At 39.0% G+C, this 18,934-nt stretch carries 20 protein-coding genes; 6 read left to right on the top strand and 14 right to left on the bottom strand.

Annotated features, from left to right (window positions below):
* Window positions 1-329: 329 nt before the first annotated feature.
* The gene (locus FTT76_RS10995; RefSeq protein ID WP_257224754.1) at window positions 330-1,505 is read left to right on the top strand and encodes an SIR2 family protein; all 1,176 of its coding nucleotides are present in this window, start codon (window positions 330-332) and stop codon (window positions 1,503-1,505) included.
* On the top strand, window positions 1,498-3,162 hold the full coding sequence (locus FTT76_RS10990) for an ATP-binding protein (protein WP_180009580.1): 1,665 nt from the start codon (window positions 1,498-1,500) through the stop codon (window positions 3,160-3,162). Before FTT76_RS10995 ends, FTT76_RS10990 begins: the two co-directional genes overlap by 8 nt.
* A gap of 44 nt (window positions 3,163-3,206) precedes the next feature.
* On the opposite strand, the gene FTT76_RS10985 is transcribed toward FTT76_RS10990, so the two are convergent.
* The 10 genes from FTT76_RS10985 to FTT76_RS10940 all read right to left on the bottom strand — a co-directional run bounded on the left by FTT76_RS10985 (window position 3,207) and on the right by FTT76_RS10940 (window position 11,396).
* A complete protein-coding gene (locus FTT76_RS10985; protein ID WP_078191472.1) occupies window positions 3,207-3,626 on the bottom strand; it encodes a F0F1 ATP synthase subunit epsilon in 420 nt (139 codons plus the stop codon).
* A 26-nt stretch (window positions 3,627-3,652) separates the two neighbouring features.
* A complete protein-coding gene (gene atpD / locus FTT76_RS10980; RefSeq protein ID WP_180009579.1) occupies window positions 3,653-5,047 on the bottom strand; it encodes a F0F1 ATP synthase subunit beta in 1,395 nt (464 codons plus the stop codon).
* Window positions 5,048-5,076: 29 nt separating this feature from the next.
* A complete protein-coding gene (gene atpG, locus FTT76_RS10975) occupies window positions 5,077-5,946 on the bottom strand; it encodes a F0F1 ATP synthase subunit gamma (RefSeq protein ID WP_078191474.1) in 870 nt (289 codons plus the stop codon).
* 88 nt (window positions 5,947-6,034) lie between these two features.
* A complete protein-coding gene (gene atpA / locus FTT76_RS10970) occupies window positions 6,035-7,579 on the bottom strand; it encodes a F0F1 ATP synthase subunit alpha (RefSeq protein WP_078191475.1) in 1,545 nt (514 codons plus the stop codon).
* A 42-nt stretch (window positions 7,580-7,621) separates the two neighbouring features.
* Window positions 7,622-8,158 carry a F0F1 ATP synthase subunit delta gene (locus FTT76_RS10965; RefSeq protein ID WP_078191476.1) on the bottom strand — a complete coding sequence of 179 codons (537 nt, stop codon included), beginning with the start codon at window positions 8,156-8,158 and terminating at the stop codon, window positions 7,622-7,624.
* Window positions 8,159-8,170: 12 nt separating this feature from the next.
* A complete protein-coding gene (locus tag FTT76_RS10960; RefSeq protein ID WP_078191477.1) occupies window positions 8,171-8,641 on the bottom strand; it encodes a F0F1 ATP synthase subunit B in 471 nt (156 codons plus the stop codon).
* A 38-nt stretch (window positions 8,642-8,679) separates the two neighbouring features.
* Window positions 8,680-8,925, bottom strand: coding sequence for a F0F1 ATP synthase subunit C (gene atpE / locus FTT76_RS10955; RefSeq protein ID WP_000424060.1), 246 nt, complete (start codon window positions 8,923-8,925; stop codon window positions 8,680-8,682).
* Between the two features lie 84 nt (window positions 8,926-9,009).
* Window positions 9,010-9,885 (bottom strand): F0F1 ATP synthase subunit A, encoded by an 876-nt coding sequence (gene atpB / locus FTT76_RS10950; protein ID WP_078191478.1) that lies wholly within the window; start codon window positions 9,883-9,885, stop codon window positions 9,010-9,012.
* 102 nt (window positions 9,886-9,987) lie between these two features.
* A complete protein-coding gene (locus FTT76_RS10945; RefSeq protein ID WP_078194025.1) occupies window positions 9,988-10,386 on the bottom strand; it encodes an ATP synthase subunit I in 399 nt (132 codons plus the stop codon).
* 170 nt (window positions 10,387-10,556) lie between these two features.
* Window positions 10,557-11,396 carry a metal ABC transporter solute-binding protein, Zn/Mn family gene (locus tag FTT76_RS10940; RefSeq protein ID WP_180009578.1) on the bottom strand — a complete coding sequence of 280 codons (840 nt, stop codon included), beginning with the start codon at window positions 11,394-11,396 and terminating at the stop codon, window positions 10,557-10,559.
* A gap of 139 nt (window positions 11,397-11,535) precedes the next feature.
* On the opposite strand from FTT76_RS10940, the gene FTT76_RS10935 reads away from it, so the two are divergent.
* From FTT76_RS10935 to znuB, 3 genes are read left to right on the top strand one after another with little or no spacing between them, the layout of a single operon-like run.
* Window positions 11,536-12,033, top strand: coding sequence for a transcriptional repressor (locus FTT76_RS10935; RefSeq protein WP_078191481.1), 498 nt, complete (start codon window positions 11,536-11,538; stop codon window positions 12,031-12,033).
* A 2-nt stretch (window positions 12,034-12,035) separates the two neighbouring features.
* The gene (gene znuC, locus FTT76_RS10930; protein ID WP_078194027.1) at window positions 12,036-12,797 is read left to right on the top strand and encodes a zinc ABC transporter ATP-binding protein ZnuC; all 762 of its coding nucleotides are present in this window, start codon (window positions 12,036-12,038) and stop codon (window positions 12,795-12,797) included.
* Between the two features lie 3 nt (window positions 12,798-12,800).
* The gene (znuB, locus tag FTT76_RS10925; protein WP_180009577.1) at window positions 12,801-13,601 is read left to right on the top strand and encodes a zinc ABC transporter permease subunit ZnuB; all 801 of its coding nucleotides are present in this window, start codon (window positions 12,801-12,803) and stop codon (window positions 13,599-13,601) included.
* A 107-nt stretch (window positions 13,602-13,708) separates the two neighbouring features.
* Here the strand turns inward: znuB and FTT76_RS10920 are convergent, their stop codons facing one another.
* Window positions 13,709-14,329, bottom strand: coding sequence for a LysE family transporter (locus tag FTT76_RS10920; RefSeq protein WP_180009576.1), 621 nt, complete (start codon window positions 14,327-14,329; stop codon window positions 13,709-13,711).
* A 159-nt stretch (window positions 14,330-14,488) separates the two neighbouring features.
* On the opposite strand from FTT76_RS10920, the gene FTT76_RS10915 reads away from it, so the two are divergent.
* Complete coding sequence (locus FTT76_RS10915) at window positions 14,489-15,409, top strand: Dyp-type peroxidase (protein WP_180009575.1); 921 nt, start codon at window positions 14,489-14,491, stop codon at window positions 15,407-15,409.
* 43 nt (window positions 15,410-15,452) lie between these two features.
* Here the strand turns inward: FTT76_RS10915 and FTT76_RS10910 are convergent, their stop codons facing one another.
* The 3 genes from FTT76_RS10910 to FTT76_RS10900 are packed head-to-tail and all read right to left on the bottom strand — an operon-like array spanning window position 15,453 to window position 18,933.
* Window positions 15,453-15,986: a hypothetical protein gene (locus FTT76_RS10910; RefSeq protein WP_180009574.1), complete on the bottom strand. Its 534-nt coding sequence runs from the start codon at window positions 15,984-15,986 to the stop codon at window positions 15,453-15,455.
* Window positions 15,986-18,415: a hypothetical protein gene (locus FTT76_RS10905; protein ID WP_180163230.1), complete on the bottom strand. Its 2,430-nt coding sequence runs from the start codon at window positions 18,413-18,415 to the stop codon at window positions 15,986-15,988. The genes FTT76_RS10910 and FTT76_RS10905 overlap by 1 nt, the downstream gene beginning before the upstream one ends.
* Window positions 18,416-18,420: 5 nt before the next feature.
* Window positions 18,421-18,933: a hypothetical protein gene (locus tag FTT76_RS10900; protein ID WP_171262675.1), complete on the bottom strand. Its 513-nt coding sequence runs from the start codon at window positions 18,931-18,933 to the stop codon at window positions 18,421-18,423.
* Between the last annotated feature and the right edge of the window lies 1 nt (window position 18,934).

Raw genomic sequence — 18,934 nt, 5'->3', positions numbered from 1 at the left:
ACTGAGGATCAGAAAGCTTGTTTGAATCGATGTATTTCATCCGCAGATTATGCACGAATGCTAAGAAATCCGGAGTGCAAATATTAACCAAAAAGAAGATCGTTTTTTGATTTATGAAAGAGATCTAGTATGTCGTAAAATTAGTCATGTTTAAACTTGTCGATAAGTATTCAAACAAATAAGATAGTTTAATTATTATTCAATTACTTAATTAAATGAAAAAAAATATTTTTGAGCTTTATGATCCATCAAGAAAGACTTGGGATAAATTTAGTAATGATGAAATTTTTATAGCAGAAGGTGAACTTTCACCACCCCCTCCTCCACCAATGACTGTTGCAGAAATAGAAACTGAAGCGAAAAGAGTTGACCTTCAAAAACAAACTTTAGAAAATATTTCTCAAAAGCTGAAAGCAGCGATTCAAATGCCTAACATTATGGTATTGGCAGGAAGTGGTACTTCTTTAGGTCCTATAGTTGGAGGCCCTTCAATGTGGAATTTATGGGAACGATGTACTACTAATGAAATGAAAGCACTTGCTAGTGAAACTTTTCTAGAAAATGGATACGATCTACGTTTATCCGACAAAGAATATGAAAATATAGAATTATGCCTTTCTCATTGTGAAGCCCATCTTCAAATCTCCCCTGAACATAAGTGTATTAAAACAAATGAGTTCGTTATCAAATCTAAAGATATTATCTTAAATGCCTGTAATTTTATAAAAAATGATCAAGTACAATTGGCTAACCATAAGGAATTTATTAGAAAATTATCCAAAAGAAAATCTAAAGATCCACGCATCAAACTATTCACTACAAACTATGATACCTGTTTTGAAGATGCTGCTAGCAAATTAGGTATTACTATTATTGATGGCTTTTCTTTTTCGTTCCCAAGAATTTATGATCCTAAGTTTTTTGATTTAGATATCGTTAAACGTAACCAAAATATAAACTCCAATAATATCCAATATCTTGAAGGCGTATTTCAGCTTTATAAATTGCATGGTTCTGTAAATTGGAAAAGAGATAATACATTTTCTATTCAACAAGGAAATGATGTAACTGCTCAAAATAGTTGCATGATTTTTCCTGCTAAAGGTAAATATCAACAATCTTATGTCCAGCCACACTTAGAACTCATTTCTAGATTTACACAAGGATTAAGAGAACCTAATACCTGTCTTATAATTACTGGTTTTGGTTTCAATGATGATCATCTATCAGAACCAATTTTGTCTGCAATTTATTCTAATCCACATTTAAAAGTAATTATTTCTACCCCAAGTCTAAAAGCTGATTTTGAGAAAACATCATTAAATCCATCTCCTTATTGGGATAAGTTTAAACATGTAGCAGACACCAGAAAAAATGATGAAATAATATTTATAAATTGTGACTTTGGAAAATTATCAGAGTTAATTCCAGACCTAACTGCCTTATCACCAGCAGAAAACCTTTATGAAAGCTTACGTTCAGCATTTGGAGCCACTCATGACTAAGAGCACCATTAACCCTGAACTTTTATTTGGTAAAGTTAATTCTATCAATGCAAATAGTGTGCATTTTGAATATATAAATAATCAACATGAACCGACCTATTTCAGAGGGAATCGCTATGGAAAAGGTGAAGTTGGTGAATTTATCATCATTGAAAGTCAGGTGAATTTGGTATTAGGGCGAATTATTGAAATAAAAAAAGATGATTTATCAAAATCAAATCTAGAAATTGTAGGTAAGATTCAGCTTTTAGGCTCTATCCAAATGGATAACTTAAGAGTATCTGCAGGTGTAGATTACTATCCAAGTATTAATGACCTAATTTACTCAGCACCACATGAATTTATTGCCTCAATTCCTGAAAAAATGCAAAAAGATGAAGCTAATATTGTTTTAGAAATTGGTGCGATTGATCTTGATCAAAGCTGTGGTATTTCCATTACCCCCGAAAAATTATTTGGCAGACATTTAGGAATTCTTGGAGCAACCGGTGGTGGAAAAAGTTATACAACGGCTCGCGTTTTAGAAGAGTGTTTAAAACATAATTCCAAAATTGTCCTTCTTGATCCAACAGGTGAATATAGGGACTTCACAGACTCATCAGTTACAAATGTGCATTTAGCCTCACCTATTAATACAGCTTTTGGCTCGAAGGCAATTTCCATACCTCCAGATTGTTTTGAAGAAACAGATTTTATCGCTTTATTTGAACCTGCTGGAAAATCGCAAGGTCCCAAATTTAGGGAGGCGATTAGAAGCCTGAGACTAGTAAATTTACTTCAAAAAGAATCTTTATGTCCTGAAATGATTCACAATGGTGTATTTATAAAAATTGGGCAACCCGAAGAAAATTATAAAACTGCTGTTAGAACCATTAAAGACCGCTACCTTCTCGAGCTGCCCAACTCTCCGTTCAACCCCAATAAATTATGCCAACAAATTAAAGAAGAATACGTAGTTTTAAGAGGAACTCTTTATCAAGCTGATGATTTTAATTTTAATCACTGCCTTTCTTTACTCACTCGTATTAATGGAATTATAAATTCTCATACTTTTAAATTTGTTTTCCAAGAAAGTTCTTTAACTTCTTTGGCAGATGAATTAGAAAATTTTTATAGTGATCGTTCTAAAAAATTATTCCGTATTGATATGAGTGCAATTGGTTTCGAATTCAAAGCACGAGAAGTTATTTCTAATGTCATAGGTAGATTTTTATTAAATAAGGCTCGTCAGTTAGCATTCCTTAACAAGCCAATTGTTGTCTTTTTAGATGAAGCACACAATTTTATTGGCAAAACTATAGGCAATGAAGAAACTATAGCAAAACTTGATGCTTTTGAACTTATAGCAAAAGAAGGACGTAAATTTGGTCTTAATATTTGTTTAGCTACTCAAAGACCAAGAGATATAACTGAAGGTGTGCTTAGCCAACTTGGAACTTTAATTGTTCATAGGCTTACTAATGATCGAGATCGTGAAATTGTAGAACGTGCTTGTGGTGAAATTGACAAAGCAGCTTCTGACTTCCTACCAAGCCTACAACCAGGCGAGGCTGTGATTATTGGAAATGACTTCCCTATACCACTAACTATAAATATTAAAAAACCGACAATAAAACCAAATTCGGAAGGTGCCAATTTCCAAGAAAATTGGGCATAAAAAAACCACCCTTTCGGGTGGCTCTTTCAATCTCGAACAGCGTCTTATTGAGCGCGGTTTTTGATTTTGCGGATGGTTTCCAACTGAGCAGCAGTTTCTGCAAGAGCAGCCAAAGCAGCAGCTGAGTCCAAGTCGCTCTTTTGATTTGCTAACAATTGTTCAGCTTGTTTACGAGCTTCAATAATTGCTGCTTCATCAAGGTTGTCAGCACGTACTGCAGTATCTGCAAGTACAGTAACAACGTGCGGTTGAACTTCTAGTACACCACCTGATACATAGATTAATTCTTCTGTACCATTTTCAAGCAGAACGCGGATTGCGCCCGGCTTGAGCAAAGTTACTAGTGGCGCATGGCCAGGCATAATACCCAACTCACCACCAGCACCTTTAGCAATTAGCATAGTTACAGTGCCAGAGTACAAAGACTCTTTAACACTTACAACGTCACATTGCATAGTTGACATGAGAATCTCCTAAATTAGGTAACTAATTAAAGTTTCTCAGCTTTAGCAATAACTTCGTCAATACCACCAACCATGTAGAACGCTTGTTCTGGAATGTGGTCGTATTCACCAGCTAGAAGACCTTTAAAGCCACGAATTGTTTCTTTAAGCGGTACAAGTTTACCAGGAGCACCAGTAAACACTTCAGCTACGTGGAACGGTTGAGAGAAGAAACGTTGGATCTTACGTGCACGGTATACAGTAAGTTTGTCTTCTTCTGCCAATTCGTCCATACCAAGAATTGCGATAATGTCTTTCAATTCTTTGTAACGTTGAAGAACGTTTTGAACTGAACGAGCGATTTCGTAATGCTCAGCACCCACTACAAGTGGATCTAACTGACGTGAAGTAGAGTCAAGTGGATCGATCGCTGGGTAAATACCAGAAGATGCGATGTCACGGCTCAATACAACAGTCGCGTCCAAGTGAGCGAAGGTAGTAGCAGGCGATGGATCTGTTAAGTCATCGGCAGGTACATATACCGCTTGGATTGACGTAATAGAACCAGACTTAGTAGACGTAATACGTTCTTGAAGAACACCCATCTCTTCTGCAAGAGTCGGTTGGTAACCTACTGCAGATGGCATACGACCTAGAAGTGCTGATACTTCAGTACCCGCTAGTGTATAACGATAGATGTTGTCGACGAACAATAGAACGTCACGGCCTTTACCGTTTTCGTCTTTTTCGTCACGGAAGTACTCAGCCATAGTCAAACCAGTCAACGCTACGCGTAAACGGTTACCTGGTGGCTCATTCATCTGACCGTAGACCATTGCTACTTTGTCTAGAACGTTAGAGTCTTTCATTTCGTGATAGAAGTCGTTACCTTCACGAGTACGTTCACCAACACCAGCAAACACAGATAAACCTGAGTGAGCTTTCGCGATGTTGTTGATCAACTCCATCATGTTTACAGTTTTACCAACACCGGCACCACCGAACAGACCAACTTTACCACCTTTAGCGAACGGGCAAAGTAAGTCAATGACTTTAATACCAGTTTCTAAAAGGTCAGTAGAAGCCGCTTGTTCTGCATAAGAAGGCGCTTGACGGTGAATTGGTAAACGAGCTTCAGTACCAACAGGACCAGCTTCGTCGATAGGGCGACCAAGAACGTCCATGATACGACCTAAACATGCAGTACCTACAGGTACAGAGATAGGCGCGCCAGTGTTAGTTACAGTAAGACCACGCTTAAGGCCTTCAGTAGAACCCATTGCAATAGTACGAACTACGCCATCACCAAGTTGCTGCTGAACTTCTAATGTAGTTTCAGTACCATCAACATGGAGAGCGTCATAGATCTTAGGAACGCTGTTACGTTCAAACTCGACGTCGATAACCGCGCCGATGATCTGAATGATACGACCGCTACTCATTGCTGTCTCCTCAATTCAAACTAATAATGTTAAACGGCAGCGGCACCACCAACGATCTCAGAGATTTCCTGAGTAATCGCGGCTTGACGCAGCTTGTTATAAATAAGTTGTAGGCTCTTGATCAATTCACCCGCGTTATCAGTTGCAGCTTTCATTGCAACCATACGAGCAGACTGTTCACATGCGATGTTTTCAATCACACCTTGATAAACCATAGACTCAATGTAACGAACCAATAAACCATTTAAAAGCTCTTCAGCTTCTGGTTCATAGATATAGTCCCAACCGTATTGACGGTTTAGACCTTCGCTTTCCTCAGCAGCTGCTAAAGGAACAAGCTGTTCGATTTTTTGGTTTTGAGTCATGGCGTTGACAAAGCCGTTTGACACTAGATAAATACGATCTAACTCGCCTTTATCAAACGCGTCTAACATCACCTGTACAGAACCAGTTAACTGTTCAAGACTCGGAGCATCACCTACGTTTGTAGTTGCACCAAGAACTTTACCGCCGTAGTTTTTAAAAAACGAAACCGCTTTTTGACCAATTAAAGCAAATTGAACTTCAATTGACTGCTCTTGTTGCTGTTGTACGTGTTTTACCACTTTTTTGAACAAGTTAATGTTCAAACCACCAGCAAGGCCACGATCTGAAGAAACAATGATATAGCCAACGCGCTTTACAGGACGTTCAACCATATAACGGTGTTTGTATTCAGGGTTCGCTTGTACCAAATGAGCAATTACACGGTGCATATTTTCGGCATACGGACGGCCTTGAGCCATGCGCTCTTGCGCACGACGCATCTTAGAAGCTGCTACCATCTGCATCGCGCGAGTAATTTTCTGCGTGCTTTTGATACTAGCTACTTTGGCGCGAATTTCTTTTAAATTTGCCATACGCTTAACCTAGTATTCGAAAGCCCTTTCGAGCTTCCGAAGGTTGATCCGTGAACCAAACCAAAACCAGATTCAACACAGTTGAATCTTAGTAAGTTTGAGTCGCTTTAAAGCTTTCAATACCTGCTTTGATTGCTGCTTCGATTTCTTTATCGTAAGCACCAGTCTCGTCAATTTTTTGCATTAACGCAGCATTTTCTGAACGGAAGTAAGAGATCAACGCAGCATCAAATGCAACGATTTTCTTCACTTCTACGTCAGCCATGTAGCCTTCGTTAGATGCATAAATTGAAACAGCTTGGTCAGCAATTGAGTATGGAGCATATTGTTTTTGCTTCATAAGCTCAGTTACACGTTGACCATGTTCAAGCTGTTTACGAGTTGCTTCGTCAAGGTCAGAAGCGAACTGAGCAAACGCAGCTAATTCACGGTATTGCGCAAGAGCGGTACGGATACCACCTGACAATTTTTTGATGATCTTAGTTTGAGCAGAACCACCAACACGTGATACAGAGATACCCGCGTTCACAGCAGGACGAATACCTGCGTTGAATAATGATGTTTCTAAGAAGATCTGACCGTCAGTAATCGAAATTACGTTTGTAGGTACGAATGCAGATACGTCACCGGCTTGAGTTTCAATAATCGGTAATGCAGTTAATGAACCAGTTTGGCCTTTAACTTCACCGTTAGTGAATTTCTCAACGTAGTCAGCAGATACACGTGAAGCACGTTCAAGTAAACGTGAGTGTAGATAGAATACGTCACCAGGATATGCTTCACGACCTGGTGGACGACGTAGAAGCAATGAAATTTGACGGTAAGCAACAGCTTGTTTAGACAAGTCATCATAAATGATAAGCGCGTCTTCACCGCGGTCACGGAAGTACTCACCCATTGTACAACCAGCATACGGAGCAAGATACTGCATCGCTGCAGGATCAGCTGCAGCAGCTGCTACAACAGTTGTGTACGCCATAGCGCCAGTTTCTTCTAGCTTGCGCACAACGTTAGCGATAGTCGATTGTTTTTGACCAATTGCTACGTATACACATTTAATGCCAGAATTTTTCTGAGCGATGATCGCATCGATCGCCATAGCTGTTTTACCAGTTTGACGGTCACCGATGATCAACTCACGTTGACCACGACCAACAGGGATCATTGTATCTACTGATTTATAACCAGTTTGTACAGGTTGATCCACTGATTGACGCCAAATTACGCCTGGTGCTACTTTTTCAACAGCATCAGTAAGTTTTGCGTCAATAGGGCCTTTACCATCAATTGGGTTACCCAAAGCATCTACTACACGGCCTAAAAGTTCTGGACCAACCGGAACTTCTAATACACGACCTGTGCAACGAGCTTTTTGACCTTCTTGAAGGCTTAAGTAGTTACCTAAGACAACGGCACCCACTGAATCCTGTTCTAGGTTCAGTGCCATACCAAATAAGCCGCCGTCGAATTCGATCATTTCACCGTACATTGCATCAGCAAGGCCGTGAATGCGCACAATACCGTCGGAAACCATAACAATGGTCCCTTCGTTCTTAGCGGTCGCGCTGGTGTCCAGATCGCCGATACGCTGTTTAATGAGCGCACTGATCTCGGATGGATTCAGTTGTTGCATTGCGCTATACCTCAATCTTTTTAAAGTTCAGTCTTCGAGCTGTTAAGCAAGAAGACGAGTCCGCATTTTTTCAAGCTTGTTAAGCGCAGAATCATCTATCACTTGGTCGCCTGCACGAATAACTACACCCGCGATCAACGCTGGGTTAACTTCTACAGAAACATTTACGGCAGCTTCGAATTTTTTCTCTAATGCATGCGCAAGTAATTGTTCTTGTACAGAAGTCAATGGGAATGCAGATTCAATCACTACATCCACAGTATTGTTATTCTGTGATTTGAGCTGTTCGTATTCTTCTGAAATTTCAGGAAGAAGTGCCAGACGGTCATTATCGGCAAGCAATGTCAAAAAGTTTGACACTGCTGCAGTCTGGTCTTCACCTAAAACTTTTGCGAAAACACTTACCTGCTCAGCAGGAGTAAGCTCAGGGCGATTTAGATAAGCTGAAAATGCTTCGTCTTGCACCGCAGCACTGAGCAAATTCAATGCATTTGACCAAGCGTCAGTTGCATTTTGCTCAGAAGCGTAAGCAAATGCTGCTTTAGCGTATGGGCGTGCCAACGTCAAGAGTTCAGCCATAATCCGCCTCTCTTAAAGTTTAGCAGCCAGCTGAGTCAGCATGGCATTGTGAGCTTCTGCGTCAACTTGCTGGTTCAGAATTTTTTCTGCGCCAGTAACTGCAAGAGCAGCAACTTGTTGACGTAATTCTTCGCGAGCAGCATTGATTTCAGTATCAACAGCTTCTTTCGCTTGTTGACGAATACGCTCACCTTCAGCCGCAGCTTGAGTACGCGCTTCTTCTACCAATTGCGCACCACGACGGTTCGCTTGTTCGATCAATTGAGCCGCTTGTGCTTTAGCCGCGTCTAATTCAGCTTTCACTTGTGCTTGCGCATCCGCAAGGTCAGCTTTTGCTTTTTCAGCAGCGTTTAAGCCATCAGCGATTTTACGCTGACGCTCACTAATCGCATTGATTAGTGGTGGCCATACAAACTTCATGCAGAATGCGACAAAAATCGCAAATGCAATCGCTTGGCCAATCAATGTGAGGTTGATATTCATTGCTATTCCTCAATAGTTTAATTTAGGAATTAAGCTGATTAACCTACAAATGGATTAGCGAAGATGAAGAACAAGCCAATACCAACACCGATCATAGGCACAGCATCAAGAAGACCTGCGATTAAGAACATACGAGTTTGAAGTTGTGGAGCCAATTCTGGTTGACGAGCAACAGCTTCTAAGAAACGGCCGCCTAGAAGACCAAAACCAATCGCAGTACCTAAAGCACCAAAAGCGATCAAGATAGCAGATGCAATTGCAACTAGACCTAAAGTGAGTTCCATGATAATTCCTCAGAGGTTAGGTTTATACCAAATTAAGTTAAAAAATTGTGTGCCCAACCACCCTTTGACAGTTGAGCAATACCATTAATGCTTTTCGCTAGCCATACTCATATATACGATAGTCAACATCATGAAAATGAATGCTTGTAACGTAATAACAAGAATATGGAAGATCGCCCAAGGCACAGACAACGCCCACTGGATCCAGAACGGTAGTAATGCGATCAAGATGAAGATCAACTCACCCGCATACATGTTACCGAACAGTCGAAGAGCCAATGAGATTGGACGTGCAATAAAAGTTACTAATTCAAGAATAATGTTTACTGGAATAAGTAATGCTTTTAAAACTGGGTTACTTGGGTTAAATGGGTTAAGTGCAAATTCTGCACCGAATCCGACAAGACCTTTCTCACGGATACTATAGAAAATAGTTAACGCAAATACTGATAATGCCATACCCAAGGTAATGTTAGGATCAGTAGATGGAACGATTTTGAAGTAAACGTGGTGAGGATCCATACCAAACACGTTAGCACCGATCAATTGAGCTGTATAAGGAATCCAGTCAACAGGGATCAAGTCCATCAAGTTCATGAGGAAAATCCACACGAAGATGGTCAATGCTAACGGCGCGATTAAGCGCGATTTGCCATGGAAAGTGTCACGGACACTTGAGTCAACGAACTCGATAATCATTTCGATTGCAGACTGGAACTTGGTCGGAACACCAGAGTTTGCAGCTTTCGCTACAACCCAGAACAACAAACAGAAAACAATACCAAGGCCAATAGACCAACCCATTGAATCCAAGTGAATAGCAGTGAACCCCATCTCTTGAGCTTCTTTAGCAGTCTCAGCTAACTTCCAAGTACCATCTGGCATTTTGCCATAGGTCAAGTTAGTCAAGTGATGCTGAATGTACTCGGTCGAAGTAAGGGCATGTTCTTCAGCAGCCATAAATCACACCTGGTCAATGTCAAAACTAATAGAGAAAACGAATATCGCGTGCTGCCTGATATCTCGTTACTCTCCAAAAAACTTTTCAATTTTTTGTTGTGTTTATACTCGTTTTTTTAAGCGTGTTGCCCAAAAAGGAGCGACCCACGACATACTTTGTACGAGCATAAAACCACAAAACAATGCCACCGCTGACAACGGCTTGACATTGATCAAAATCAAAATGAATCCAACAATCACGATTGCAAACTTGCCCATTAAGCCACGATACATGTTTGACAGCACCTGTTTAGAGGCACGGGCACCAGCCGCACGAAACGACTGCCATGAAAAGTAGCTACTTGCTAGCCAACATACCAACGCACCCAAAGCTGCACTATATGCTGTGATTGTGTCTTTAAGGACCCAACCAATCAGGGCTGAAACAGGAATCATTACTGCTTGTAAGATGACTAAAGCTTTCGCTAATCGTCGATCAATCATGCGACTAGTTCGACTCATTTTTGTTCACTCACAGCAATTCTGCTTGACAAGTTTAGCTGATGATTATTTTTAATCGCAGGCATTATAGAGTTACACCCCTTAACTTGCAATCTTTTCCCGACCTTAGTCGTGTTTTTTTAAATTGGCAAACTGCTTTCAAACTAATCAATAGTTGTTTATTTTTTACTTTACTTTCGTGCATTTAGTGTGCATTTCAGGGTTTCATCAGCCAACATCTTCCATGCTGTTACAAAATCCCCTGCCCCACTCATCGTTTCGTCAACCGGCTGAAAGACGATACCACCGAGCTTTTGATACTGATTTTGGCTGGCATGTGCTTCTGCAAGTAAGCATACTTTTGGCTGCGCGCGATGGTCTTTCAGGTATTTGATTTGTGCCAATGTCGGCGCGACATGTGGATCATCGGTCAACGCACCGGTAAATTTCAAATTCAGTGAGCGCTCAAGATATTGATAGGCATCGTGGTAAGACCAGTAAGGCTGAGCACGGCTCGACACATCTGTTTTTTGGGCTGTGATCAAGAGTTTCTGCGCAAATGCACGCGCATTGGCCCAATATTTTTCACGATGTTCTGGAAACTGTTGTGAACGTAAAGCAGCAATAAAAAAGCCGATTCGAACCGCATTGTTTGGTTCAAGCCAGACATGTGTATCGATTGTGCCTTTTAATGCATTGCCACGAACATCCCGCAAAGGCAACGCACTGATAATGCCTGAGTCTAAAATAGCGATACTTTTGCCACTTTCATCCAACATTTTTGCTAAAGGTGCTTCGTGTGCATGGCCTAACCATAAAACCAAGTTGGCATCTTGCACGGTTTTACGGTGTGCAGGCGTCAAGCTCACATCATGTCCAGATTGATGGTCAAGCAGTAGTTTGGGCTGCTCTACGCCCTTAAGTACATCCTTCGCGATTAAATAAATCGGTTGTGTAGAAACAACGAGACCTTGCGCCCAGCTCATCACACTGAATAAAGCCAAACTACAAAAAAGAAATACACGGGACATGGGGAGAGAGCACCATAAAATGAATAGTGTTATAATATAACAAAATCGTAAAAAAACCTACGTCTGTTCGTAAGTCCTTACGCTTCATGTTAAGATTTAAAGTCTTTTTCTTTATACAGTTTCGTACTCGAGGTTGGCTATGAGCGCATGTTCACACGAACATCATAATGCTTTGCATGGTGTACACGATCATCATAATGTCGAACAGCGCCTTGCTGAAGCTGAGAGTCTCTGTAGTGCGACGGGTGCTCGACTTACGCCCTTGCGTAAAGAAGTATTGGAACTGATCTTAAATGCAACGGGGCCAATGGGCGCTTATGACCTTTTGGCTAAAATCAAAAGTGAGTCTGACCGACCTGCAGCGCCACCGACGGTATACCGTACGCTGGATTTTCTGCTTGAAAAAGGTTTGATTCACCGTCTAACGTCGATTAATGCTTACATCCCGTGTTGTCATCCGCGCGAAGGACATCAAGCCGCATTCCTGATTTGCACCGATTGTAAAATAGTCAAAGAAGCATCTGCTCAAGGCTTGATGGCGCAACTCGATGAATTGTCTGCATCCGATGGCTTTACTGCACATCACAGTATTATTGAAATTTCAGGGATCTGTCAGCAGTGCCGCAGCAAACACTAAATATGAAGCCCATTGTGGCTTTAGAGCATGTTCATGTCCGAATCGATGAACGTGACATTTTAAAGAATGTAGATTTCGCCTTACACGAAAAAGAAATTGTCACCTTGATTGGTCCCAATGGTGCAGGCAAATCCACACTCATCAAAGTGTTGTTGGGTATTGTAAAACCTGTCTCCGGCAAAGTGATCAGCACACAAAAATTAAAATTCTCATATGTGCCACAAAAATTTAATCCATCACACAGCTTACCGCTACGTGTGTGTGATTTATTGGCCCTAGAAAAATGTGATGCCAATATCAAGCAAGAAATAATTCGTGATACAGGCATTGCCAAGTTGCAACAATCTAAAGTTCAGCAATTGTCGGGCGGCGAACGTCAACGTGTATTGATTGCACGGGCTTTATTGCGTCAACCGAATGTATTGGTTCTGGATGAACCTATGCAAGGTCTGGATATCCAGTCTGAAGCAGAACTGTATGACTACGTGCGTAGCTTGCCAGAAAAATATGGCTGTGCAGTTTTGATGGTTTCTCATGATTTACAGTGGGTAATGCAAGGAACACATCGTGTGGTTTGCCTCAATAAGCATATTTGTTGTAGTGGCTTGCCTGAAAATGTCCAGCAACATCCTGAATATCAAGCGATCTTTGGGACAAACCGTGTGTTCTATCAACACCACCATGATCACTGTGCACATGGCGATAGTGCAACGCCTTGCCAGCATGACTCTCGTCCCCATATTCACCCTGAACCGGAAGCATAATCCATGATGGAATGGCTACAACTCCTTTTGCCAGCATGGATCATGGGCACTTTGCTGGTGTTCCTGACTGCGCCGCTTGGCTGTTTAATGTTATGGCGTCGCATGTCATTTTTTGCGGACACCATGGCACATGGCACTTTACTCGGTGTCGCCATTGCCGGTGCGATGAGTCTACCGCTTTGGACAGGCGTTACATTGATTGCGCTCTTATTGGTTGCAATCTTATGGGTGTTACACGACCCTCGCTTGCCCAATGACGCCTTGCTCGCGCTTTGTTCTGCAACACTCCTGTGCTCAGGCTTACTGTTCATACAACATTTGCCAAGCTTAAGACCTGAATTACTCAGCTATTTATTTGGTGATTTACTCACTATTTCTTGGTCAGATTTGCCTGTCTTTGCAATGGTGATCATTGTGGCACTGACCGTGCTGTATAAAAGTTGGCAATCGCAGATTCAGATTGCCATTGACCCCGATATTGCGGTCAGTGAAGGTGTCAGCGCCAAATGGCAACGTCTGATTTTTATGTTGTTACTGGCCTTATTTACCGTATTGGCTTTACGTGCTGTCGGCTCATTGCTGATGGGTGCACTGTTAGTGATTCCTGCATTAACCGCTCGTTTATTGGCAAATTCTCCGAAGCAAATGGTACTGTGGTCTTTCATCATTGCCCAAGTCGGTGTAACTGTAGGTTTATGGTCAAGTGCTGGTTTAAACACCTCTACAGGACTGACCATTGTATTAACTATGGCGCTGCTCTTTGCCCTAATTTTTATTATGCAAAAATTTAAGAAAGTGGCTTAAGTAGCAACGTTCATTGTTCAATTCGCGACATATCAAAAAAAAAAGCCATGCAGTTGCATGGCTTTTTTTGCACGTCAAATACGATACTCAGAATCATCTCACTGGATTTATTGATGCACCAAACTCAATAAACTCGCAGCACAAGCAAATAATACCGCAAAGGTTCGATTCAAATATTTTTGTTGTTTGGGTGATTTTAATAATCGCAGTACTTTTGCAGCAAGACCGGTATACCCCGCCATGACAATCAGATCGATGCTAATCATCGTTGCAGCCATAATGACATATTGAATCCATTGGGGTTTGGATAAATCTAAAAACTGCGGCAAAACCGCCAACAAAAATACAATCGCTTTAGGGTTGCTCATATTGACCAAAAAGCCATGTAAAATTAATTTTGAAGGTGATTTATTTGGTAAATCTTGTTGGATTTCAATTGACTCTGTTGGCGCTGTCCACTGTAAATAAGCCAAATACAATAAATAGCCCACACCAAACCATTTCACGATCAGAAAAGCCCATGGTGTCGTCGCAAATAAGAACCCTGCCCCAGCTGCAACAATGACTATCTGAACCAAAAGTGCCAATTGCAGGCCGATTGCATTCCAATACCCATGCTTAAACCCATAATTCAAACCACTCGACATAGACGCAATTGCACCTGCACCTGGGGAAACACTAATTACCCAACATGCCAACATGTATGCAATCCAGATTTGATAGGACATCATTAGCTCAAGTTTGAAATGGGTCTGTATTATATGACATTTACTCTATTTTCATGAGAATAATGCACGCTAAAAGGCCAAATGAAGGCTACACTCTCAGCGCTGCTTAAGGCACAATATACACAGCCACTCAGAAATTATAATTTTTAGGAGCCATGAATGTCTGCTCAATCTGTAATTTTGCCATTACCCTCAGATCATGCTCGTTTTATTGTTTTACGTTTAAAAGATTTAACGATTAGCGAATTAAAAGAACAACTTGAAGACTTATTTAGCACTCGTGATCGTCTAATTACCCAACATCCTAATGCACAGATTAAAACAGCTGTAGCTTTTGGACCTGAACTTTGGGCACAACTTTATATTCAATCTCCAGCAGGCTTTAAACAACTTGATCCAATTCAAGGTTCATTTAACATGCCTGTAGCCCCAGCAGATGTACTGATTCACATTGCAGCACAGCGTACAGATATTTGCTTTGCTTTAAGCCAAGCTTTCTTTGATGGCATTCAAGATAAAGTGGAGGTTTTAGATGAGCGTGTTTGCTTCCGCAATTTCGATGGCCGTGACTTAACTGGCTTTATTGATGGTACTGAAAACCCTCAATTTCCAGATGACCGCGCTGAAACAGCTTTACTTTCTGAAGAAGCAGGCATTTTTGCTGATGGTTCTTTTGTCTTTGCACAGCGTTATGCGCATAATTTGGATAAATGGAAAAAGTTAAAGGTAGATGCTCAGGAACATGTCATTGGGCGCACCAAACTTGAATCGATTGAGTTGAACGAAGACGAACAACCTGAAAACTCACATGTATCACGTACCGTTGTTGAAGATGATGAAGGTGAAGAACTCGCAATTTTGCGTCATTCATTGCCTTATGGCGATGGCCGCGGTGACCAAGGTTTGTTTTTTATTGCTTATACCCATGACCTCAGCATTATCGACAGCATGCTAGTACGTATGTTTGGCACCAGTGGTGACGGCATTCACGACCGCTTACTTCACTTTGTTACGCCAATGGACGGAGCGTATTACTTTGCACCGAGTGAAGAGTTGCTGGAAGAAGTTTTGGAAGGTTAAATAAATAAAGCCGACGAGAGTCGGCTTTATTTTTTAAAAATGCTTAAGCACAACCTTCCATTAAAGTTAGGTTAGTATCACCTACTTTTATACCTATAATTTTTTTGCTTTCGATATCATACCGTGTACCCTTTGTTTTATCATGATTCCAAATAATAATTGAATAATCATTTTGAGATTCACCATATGGATTTATTTTTTTATCAATCACTGAATTCTTATATTTTTCATAAATTTTACTTTCTTCATCCCCTACTTTAATTCCTAGATTCGTAGAAACTCCGAGTTGATTTGAAGAAATTACAGAAATTTTATTATTAAAAACTTGAAAATCCACATCGGATTTTATTTTTCTATTTTTAGCAAAAAAACAATTATCTACTCTACTATTTTCAATTTCAATAAATTCATCGTTAATTCTTTGATTTACTTCAACTCCACCAAAACCATTTTCTGTAAATATAGCATTTACATTATCATTTCGTATAACTTCAACTTCACTCTTTGATTGTTCTGTGCATGCTATTAATAAAAAGTATATTAAAAAACTAATAGTAAAAACTGATTTCTTTTTCATTATAAATCTTCCACTTTTGGAGAAAAGTTATGTAGATGAATATGATGATTATGATCTTTCCATGACTGCGAATGAGGCAATAATGCATTTTTTTTAATTTTCACTGGATGTGAGCCAAACAATTTATAGCCAAATTTAAATAACTCTTCAACAAAAGCGACATTTTTATTCCAATCAAAATGATCATGAGAAGTATATGTTACTTCTGTCATATGTCTATTATTAATAGCTATATATCTAAAATCACCATTTATACCATTCAAATGACTTACACTTTCACCTGGGGAACCATCCCTACAACTAAATCCAGATCCAATATATTCGGCATAACCCAAATTACACATAGCACCAAGAACTGCAGACATTGATAATCCTGATAAATAATACCGACCATCACCACTAATAATATTCCACTTATAACCTAAAGATCCACTTTTGTAATATTTATGTTTACGTTGATCAATCAAATATGTATTACCACCTGCCTTAACACCTTTTGATTGCCATTTATCAGCCACTACAAATTGAGACTTACCTAAATTATAAAATCTTCCCGCCGAATCATAGTAAATAAATTCTGCATAACCAGTAGCAGCCTTATTTTCACGCTTAATCTTACCATCATGGTAAATATGATAACGTGTTGTATCACTTGTAGGTGGAGATTGATTACTAACAGTTGTTAGTGGCTCACCGCCATTTTCCGTGTATGTATTATCTTGAATAGGCTGATTTTTTTCAGCCTCTGATTTTGCTCTTTCTGCCTGTTCTTTTGCTTCTTTTTCCTGAGCTTCTAGTTGCTTTTTTCGCTGCATTTGGTCAGATTTTTTCTTGAGTTCATCTGCTTCCTTACGCTTTTGATCGGCAATTTCATATAGCTTTGAAGCTTTTACAAATCCCTCATTAACTTTAAAATGCCTAATTGGTATTCCTTTCAGAACACGGACCTTCTCCAGCTCTTTATTTTTTATTCCAAAGCCAAAAACAAAACCCAATAGCATTTTAACACTAATATCTCCATTACTATCTGTTCTTTTCGCAATTTGCTTATTTCTATAAAAAATACTTACTAGAGTATTTGTTACATTTTCATTATTTTCTTTAACATTAATTTTAAAAAAACATACAGGTAATTTAATTTTAACAGTCTGATTAGATAAAGACTGTTCAACTTTAAAATGATGTATCTTTTGACGTTGTCCAGCTCCAGATACTGAAACCTCGATATCTTCGCCTACTTCAGCCACTACACCTTTTTTAGTCCCTGATGAATCTGCTGTATGCTTTTTTATATTCCCTTTATAAGTTAAGTAAAAACCCATATTAGAAATAGCTTTCTTTGTATCCTCTTCTATAATTTGAATATTAAAACTCACATCTTTTATATTACCAGTAACTACTTCTTTTTTTTCTTCAGATGTATTCTGTTCATTTCTTACTTCTTGAGGTGTTTTATTAGACTGAGGCTTTGATTGAGGCGTATTATTTTCTTCTAAATTCGCTTGAAATATTGAAACATCAAAATCTTTTAAGGTTGCAATTTGTTTTTGATCAGCTTTTTGAATAATAGGATTAGATTCTTTACCATCAGCTACAATTTTAATCTCAGTTGATGGGTGTCTAACAATGACAGGGAGACTGCCATTTTCATCACTTTTAACCCGAACCTTCGTCTCTGCAGAAAAGGATTTTCCTGAATATATTGAAACAACTGTAACTTCTTTATTTATTAATGCCTTTTCATTTTTATCTTTTAGATTTATATATATTTTTCGATTACAACACTGCTCTAAATCAAATCCACCAAAGTCTTGAATATATTTTTTAATATGTGTTCCATTACCATCTGTTTGTTTATGACTAGAAAATTTTGAAACACCTAGAAAAGCCCCCAAACCTCCTATACCAACCAAATGCATGCCAGCGATAACGCCAGACTCATTAATCTCTACACCTTGAATCACCCGACCAAAATGCTCATTTAAATTATTATTTCTAATCTGCTTACATAAATAATTAATCCATTCTTTTATTACTTCATATTGAATTTGAGGATTATTCAAAAATTCAAATTTCGAATTTATATTTTTTTTACCTGACCAATGTCCTGACCAATTATTAGAGTCAAATTGATTCTTCCAATTTTCATGCAAAGCAGATCCTTTCTTTGCCTTTTTAATATCTTCATAAGAGATCCCTTTATCACCTAAATAATATCCTAACTCATAAAGTGCAGACTCCCCCCATTGAAATAAACCCAAATATCCAGCATCATTAATTTTTTTTGCACACCATAGATTTATTGGATGATTTAATGACAAAGATAAATCTGATGAGGATTCTTTAAAGCTAACCGCTTCAATAAAACCCGATAAATTAGTTTCAAAATTTCTAGTAGTACCATCCTTAAAAGTGATTGTTTTTTTCATTATTATTACTCTTTGTACCAATCATTAGCTTTATATTTTTCCATACTTACAGATGTATTATTTTTTAAATAGCTGTTAAGTATAAATTTTAATTCTTGATCCTTACCAACCTGATTGCAACTTAAAACTACTGACTGATCTTTACTATTTATTTTTCTAAAATATGCAAAAGCATTTTTTTCATCATAAATTAACCAAACATTGTGCCCATATTCTTTGTATTCGGCATTATAAATATTATATATTTTTTTATTATATGATATTTTTTGACACTGTCCTGTTGATAACCATTGTGATTTATTTGTTTTTAAATTCAAATCATTAATTACTTGCAAGCGATTTAAGCTACTTTTATCTCTACCAAAATTCCAAATATGTTCACATTCAACTTCCTCAAGCACCTGTATCTTTTTAATTGGCTGATTCCAATAACTCATACAGTCTTTCGAACTTTCTGCATATAACGTTGAGCTATTTAAAAATACAACTATAGCTATTATTTCTTTTAATTTTTTCATA

It is taken from the genome of Acinetobacter sp. YH01009 (assembly GCF_013420765.1).
Lineage (GTDB): Bacteria > Pseudomonadota > Gammaproteobacteria > Pseudomonadales > Moraxellaceae > Acinetobacter > Acinetobacter amyesii.
This window is presented reverse-complemented; position numbering and strand designations above follow the sequence as displayed.